This is a genomic window from Nocardia sp. NPDC055321, assembly GCF_053645575.1.
Genome location: NZ_JBSHMS010000066.1, coordinates 1 through 5,883 on the forward strand (window position 1 = coordinate 1; position 5,883 = coordinate 5,883).

The following is a 5,883-nucleotide window of genomic DNA, read 5'->3' on the forward strand; positions in this document are numbered from 1 at the left end:
CGATCGGGCCGCCGGGCAGGGGCCCGGCGGCAGGGCGGGTCAGGCGGAGTGTTCGCCGTAGGCGTAATCGTCGAGCGGGAAGCTCACGGCCTCGCGGTGCGCGTTCACGGTGCTGGTCGGGCGCAGCAGCGCGGCCTCGCCGTGCTGGTTGTAGTAGTAGCTGCGCGCGGTCGAGCACTGGCCGCCGTAGAACACCGAGGAGTCGAGCTTGTCGGTGACGCGGTCCAGGAACTCGGCGTTGGCCGTCTCGGTGACCTCGAAGGTCTTCGCGCCGCGGCGGAACATCTCGCCGAAGAGCCGGGCCATGTGCTTCATCTGGGCTTCGATGGTGGTGAAGTACGACAGGCCGCTGTAGGAGTACGGGCTGTTGAGGCTGATGAAGTTGGGGAACTTCGGCACGGTGATGCCCTCGTAGGCCTGGAAGCGGTTGTCGCGCCAGAACTTTCCGAGGTTGAGCCCGTCGCGGCCGATGATCTCGATGGCCGGGAAGTTCACGTCCCACAGGTTGAAGCCGGTGGCCAGTACCAGGGTGTCGATCTCGGTCTTGTGGCCGTCGGCGGTGACGATGCCGTCGGGCTCGATGTGATCGATCGAGTTGGTCTCGAGCCGCACGTGCGGTTCGTTGAAGGTCTTGAAGTACAGGTTGGAGAAGGTGGGGCGCTTGCAGCCGAAGTCGTAGTCCGGCGTGAGCTTCCTGCGGGTCTCGGGATCGCGTACCGACGTGCGCAGGTGCGCCTTGGCCAGCGCGGCGGCGGCCTTGTTGAGCGGCTTGGCCTGCTTGAAGTGCAGTACGCCCACGACCATGAGGGCCTCGAGCATGGCGGTGTTGGCCAGGCGAGCGGCCTTCTGCGTCACCGGAACCCGGGCGAACAGCGACTGCACGGGCTTGGGGATGGCGGTGTCGACCTTGGGCACCACCCAGATCGGGGTGCGCTGGAAGACGGTGAGCGCCTCGGCCTTCTTGGCGATCTCCGGGATCAGCTGCACGGCGGTCGCGCCGGTGCCGATGATGGCGGTCCTGGTATCGGTGAGGTCGTAGTCGTCCTGCCACGCGGTGGTGTGGATGATCTTGCCCGCGAAGGTGTCGATGCCCGGGAACGGCGGGGTGTACGGCTGGGACAGGAAGCCGGTGGCCGCGAGCAGGTAACGCGCGGTGAGGGATTCACCGCCCTCGACGGACACGACCCACTGCTGCTGCTCCTCGTCCCAGCGTGCTCCCCCGACCACGGTGTCGAAGCGCATGCGACGGCGCAGGTCGTACTTGTCTGCCACGTGCTCGGCGTACTTCTTGAGCTCGGCGCCCGGGGCGAACAGTCGCGACCAGTTCGGGTTCGGCTCGAAGGAATAGGAATAGGTGACCGAGGCGATGTCCACGGCCAGGCCCGGGTAGCGGTTGACGTGCCAGGTGCCGCCGAGATCGTTCTCGCGCTCCAGGATCACGAAGTTGCTCAGACCGAGCCGATCCAATTGGATGCCGGCGCCCATACCGCCGAAACCCGCACCGACCACGATGGCGTCGTACTGAGGTGCCACGCCGAACCTCCCTGTAACCAGCGCCCCAACCCGGCCGCTGTGACTCACTTGTCACGGAATGACATCTCATTCCGTTTGTGAACACCGTATCATCGAGCCCGTGACGAAGCCATCCTCCCGAATCGAACGGCGCAAGGCCGAGCTCCGCCAGGAGATCATCGATACCGCGTTCGCCTGCTTCGCCGAGAAGGGCTATCACGCCACCGGCATCGCCGATATCGCCAGCGAGCTGGGCATCGGGCACGGCACGTTCTATCGCTACTTCGCGAACAAGCGCGACATCATCGATCACGTCATCGACGATCTGGCCGCGCGCATCGTGGCCTCGCTCGGGCTCGAGAACGCACCGGACGCGGCCGAGAGCCTCGAGGAGTACCGGGTGCAGCTCGAGCGCATCGGCGGCGCGCTGAACGACATCTTCCTCGAGGACCGCCGGGTGGCGCAGCTGCTGCTGTTCCAGGCCACCGGCATCGACATCGAACTCACCACGCGGCTGTACGGTCTGCTCGACACCGCCGACGCGCTCACCACGGCCTACCTCGAACACGGTGTGGAACAGGGGTATCTGCGCGCCGATCTCGACACCGTCAATACCTCGCGCGCGGTGACCGGGATGATCCTGAGCGCGATCCTGCACGGGCTGCGCAACCCCGATCAGGGGCTCTCGGCCGATCTCACACAGGCGATTCGCCGGCTCATCATCGACGGCGTACGGCGGGATTGACCGGACGAATCGGATTGGCAAGGGGCGGGGGCGATTCGGACATGAGGGCATTGGCACAATGACGCTCGTGACCCCCGAGGACGTACGCCGCAGGCAGTTCGGATCTGCCCCTTTCGGGCATCACGGCTACCACCCCGAACAGGTGGACGCCTTCTGCGCGCGCATCGCCGACACCATGGGCGGCCATGATCATCTCAGTGCCGCGGACATCCGGCTGGCCGTGTTCGACGGGCCGCCGTTCGGCCGCCGCGGCTACGACTGCGAACAGGTCGACGACTTCCTCGATCAGGTCTGCGTCGAGCTGGAATTCCTGCGCCACGGGCGGGGCCGGGCGCCCGAGGGCCGGGTGGAGGACACGCTCTCGCACGACGACGTGCTGCGCGTGCACTTCTCCGCTCCCCCGTTCGGCTTACCCGGGTACTCGATCGAGGAGGTGGGCGCCTTCCTGGACCGCCTCGCCGCCACCCTCGCGCACGACGGCCCGAACGGCATGACGGCCGAGGACGTGCGCACCACCACGTTTCACATCGCCGCCCAGGGCGCGCCCTCCTATCACCGCCCCGAGGTGGATGCCTTTCTCGACCTGGTGCTCAAGCAGTTGAAGGGCGAGAACTGAAGCGCGCGAGCGCTGTTGCTCGGTGACGAGCGCTGTGTGGAGCGGTAAAGCTTTGTCGCGCAGGCTGTTCGAGAGCGCGCGTCAGGGCTGCGGCCGGACCGTGAGTATCTGCTGGGCCACACCCACCGGGCCGTCGACATCGTGCAGGACGGTGCTGGTCAACCCCTGTCCGGCCTGACCGAACGTGACGCCGGTGTCCAGCCCGGTCCACGCACCCCGGGGCTGCCGGTGGAGATGGATGGTCAGATCCAGGTTCGGGAACATCCATTTGGCGGGGTCCCGGCGGACCGCGATCCCGTTCGCGGTGTCGACCAGGGCGATGAAGCCCGCCAAGGGATCGACCGGCTCCCCCGCCACCAGATCCACGGTCGAGCGCACCCACGCGGTGTTGCGGCCCGGCTCGTAGGCGCGCGCGGCCCGGGTGTCGACCGAGGCGATGTAGCCGCCGGACCAAATCGCCGACAGCGGCCAGGACGGCAGCGCTTCCGGGTCCGGGAGCCGATCGGGTTCCCCGCCGGCCACGCTCGCGGTGTCCTGTTCGCTCAGCAGCCAGGCCCGGGCATTGACGACGTCGCGGCCGGCGATCGTGACGACGGCTTCGACCAGTTCGATGGTGCGTCCGGGCCGGACCGTGCGGACCGCGATCCCGAACTCCTCGAAGCCGATGCGGCCCAGGATGTCGAAACTGATCCGGCTCAGCGCGAGCGCGGGCCGTTGCGCCCGCGCCCGGGCGCGCTGGATCTCGTGCACGATCAGCCCGCCGAGCGGGCTGAAGTGCTGCTCGTCGGCGTTCCACGCACCACCGGCGTGGACGGTCGGCACGAAGCTGTTCGGGCCGACGCGCTGGAAGTAGGCGGACGCCGCGCTGGTCGTATTCACGTTTCCCAACCTACGGGTCGAGTTTTGATATCTCAAGTCGAGTAATCATCCTCACGGTTGGATAGACTCGGGCCGCCCAAGCCACAACAACCGCGCCCGTCGACACCGATGGGCATCGCCGACGCACGCGCAGACCAGGGTCGATATCTCAACCCGGGGTTGTTTCACGCGACGCGCGGTGGTTTTTCCGGGCGACCGCCTCGATAGGATCGGCCGATGACCTCGAGCACGGACGAGACCGTGGCGCCCGCCGGGCGCGCGGAGCGGCGGCGCGACCGGCGCAAGGCGGAGATGATCGTCGCCGCGCTGCAGATCCTGTCCGCGGTCGGCTACCAGGGCATGCGGTTCGAGGATGTCGCCGAGCGCTCGGACATCGCGAAAGCCACCCTCTACCACTACTTTCCGAGCAAGGACGCGCTGGTCGCGGCGGCCCTGGAGAAGCTCTCCTCCGATGCGCTGACCCGGCTCGACGAGGCACTGGACGCCGCCGCCGGGCTGTCCGCGACCGAGCGGCTGCGCGCGCTGATCGCCGAGCAACTCCGGGTGCTGACGGTGCTGTATCCCGAAGTGGGCAAACTCTTCTCGTTCCCCGCGCCCTGGCCCGAGCAGCACGGCGAAGCCATCAAGGCCATGCGCCGCCGGCACGACCGGATCTTCCGGGAGGTCATCGACGCCGGAATCGCCGCGGGCGAGTTCGACTGCCCCGATCCCGCGGTAGCCCTGCACTGTCTGCACGGCGTGCTGAACCACGCCTCGATCTGGCTGCGCCCCGAGGCCGACCCGGACGGGCGCACCCGCGACGCGGTGGTCCAGGAGTCGATGCGGCTGTTCACCCGCGCGGACTGAGGCCCGCGTACCCGAGGGAATTCGGAGCGATGCTGAAGCATCGGGAGGGTCTAGCCGATCGTTCGCTCACCGGAACGCCAAAGCGCACAGACGGTAGCCGGATAGCCCGAAGCGGTCGCTAATCGCAGACCGGATCGGCCCTTTCGGCACCGGCACACCGGTTTACCAAGGCATGACTGCGCCGATGCTATCGCATAATTACGGTGCCACAGGAGCTTTCGCGCAGCCCCAGAAGTGGGGGCTCGCCGGTCGTCCGGCGCGTCGGCTTTTCTCAGTGCGATCACGTTCGTACGCAAGGAGATTCCGTGGCATCTTCACTATTCAAACGGATGGCCGCGCTGGTGGGCGCGACCTGTGCGGCAATGACTTTGGCGGTCTCGGCGGCGGGGTCGGCGACCGCCGACGACGCGAGCTTCGAGGATCCCAGCGCCATGGCCGCGGCCTGCTCGACGACACCCAAGTCCGGGGACGTCAATTTCGGGCAGCGCGAGAAGTACCGCATCCACGTGCCGTCCGGAATCTCGGCCTCCGGCGCCCCGCTCGTGGTCGCCATCCACGGTGGCCAGTCCAATCCGGCGACGCACCAGGCGGATTCGGGCTGGAACGCGCTGGCGGATTCGAAGAAGTTCATCGTCGTCTACCCGCGCGGCGGCAAGTCCGAGGGCACGAACAAGTACGGCTGGGCCGCCGACACCGCCGACGTGAACTACATCAAGGCGGTCGTCGCCAATGTGCGCGCGACCTACTGCGTCGCGCCGAAGCGCATTCATCTGAGCGGGCACTCCAACGGCGGGCAGATGGCTTCGCGCGCGGGCTGTGTCGCGCCGGAGCTGTTCGCCTCGGGCGCGGTCTACGCGCCCGCGCCGCCGCCGACCGGCTGCAACCCGGCGCGCGCCATCTCCTGGGGCGTATTCGCCTCCGCGAGTGACCCGGTCGTCTTCGAACCCGTCGCGTACAGCCACGTCATGTACTGGAGCTGGGAGAACCGGCCCTGCTCCAACGAGCGCGGTGACGGCGGCACCGATGTGAAGGACTCCAAGATCTGGGACTGCGCCGACGGCACCAAGGTGCTGTGGCGCGTGTACAACAATGGCAGCCACGAGTGGCCGACCGGGTCGCGCAAGACCGAGATGCTGAACCGGATGTGGTCGCTGTTCCAGGCGAACCCGCGGCCGTAGGGCCGGAACGCCTCGGGGGCACGGCGGGTTATTAATGATTAGGGCCCGACGCGTGCTGGTCATCCACCCCCCCGGTTGTGTTCGTAGATGTAATAAAAGATGCGAAA

The 5,883-nt window shown here is 67.4% G+C and carries 6 protein-coding genes; 4 read left to right on the plus strand and 2 right to left on the minus strand.

The window, feature by feature from the left end; all coding sequences use genetic code 11:
- Positions 1-39: 39 nt before the first annotated feature.
- Entirely contained in the window at positions 40-1,533 is a 1,494-nt protein-coding gene (locus tag ACWIGI_RS41520; RefSeq protein ID WP_454209197.1) for a flavin-containing monooxygenase, read from the minus strand.
- A gap of 58 nt (positions 1,534-1,591) precedes the next feature.
- Here ACWIGI_RS41520 and ACWIGI_RS41525 point away from each other — a divergent pair, with 58 nt between their 5' ends.
- Positions 1,592-2,257 (plus strand): TetR/AcrR family transcriptional regulator, encoded by a 666-nt coding sequence (locus tag ACWIGI_RS41525; RefSeq protein WP_454209198.1) that lies wholly within the window; start codon positions 1,592-1,594, stop codon positions 2,255-2,257.
- Between the two features lie 58 nt (positions 2,258-2,315).
- Positions 2,316-2,873 (plus strand): DivIVA domain-containing protein, encoded by a 558-nt coding sequence (locus tag ACWIGI_RS41530; protein ID WP_454209199.1) that lies wholly within the window; start codon positions 2,316-2,318, stop codon positions 2,871-2,873.
- 81 nt (positions 2,874-2,954) lie between these two features.
- Here ACWIGI_RS41530 and ACWIGI_RS41535 read toward each other — a convergent pair whose 3' ends face one another.
- Positions 2,955-3,752, minus strand: a complete 798-nt coding sequence (locus tag ACWIGI_RS41535; protein ID WP_454209200.1) for a thioesterase family protein — start codon at positions 3,750-3,752, stop codon at positions 2,955-2,957.
- 216 nt (positions 3,753-3,968) lie between these two features.
- Between ACWIGI_RS41535 and ACWIGI_RS41540 the strand changes: the two genes are divergently transcribed.
- Positions 3,969-4,598 (plus strand): TetR/AcrR family transcriptional regulator, encoded by a 630-nt coding sequence (locus tag ACWIGI_RS41540; protein ID WP_454209201.1) that lies wholly within the window; start codon positions 3,969-3,971, stop codon positions 4,596-4,598.
- Between the two features lie 305 nt (positions 4,599-4,903).
- Positions 4,904-5,776 carry an alpha/beta hydrolase family esterase gene (locus tag ACWIGI_RS41545; protein ID WP_454209202.1) on the plus strand — a complete coding sequence of 291 codons (873 nt, stop codon included), beginning with the start codon at positions 4,904-4,906 and terminating at the stop codon, positions 5,774-5,776.
- Positions 5,777-5,883 lie beyond the last annotated feature (107 nt).

What these genes read in the sequence shown, in the direction of transcription:
- ACWIGI_RS41525 (WP_454209198.1), top strand. Translation starts at nt 1,592, where the DNA reads ATGACATCTCATTCCGTTTGTGAACACCGTATCATCGAGCCCGTGACG.
- ACWIGI_RS41530 (WP_454209199.1), top strand. Translation starts at nt 2,316, where the DNA reads ATGACGCTCGTGACCCCCGAGGACGTACGCCGCAGGCAGTTCGGATCT.
- ACWIGI_RS41540 (WP_454209201.1), top strand. Translation starts at nt 3,969, where the DNA reads ATGACCTCGAGCACGGACGAGACCGTGGCGCCCGCCGGGCGCGCGGAG.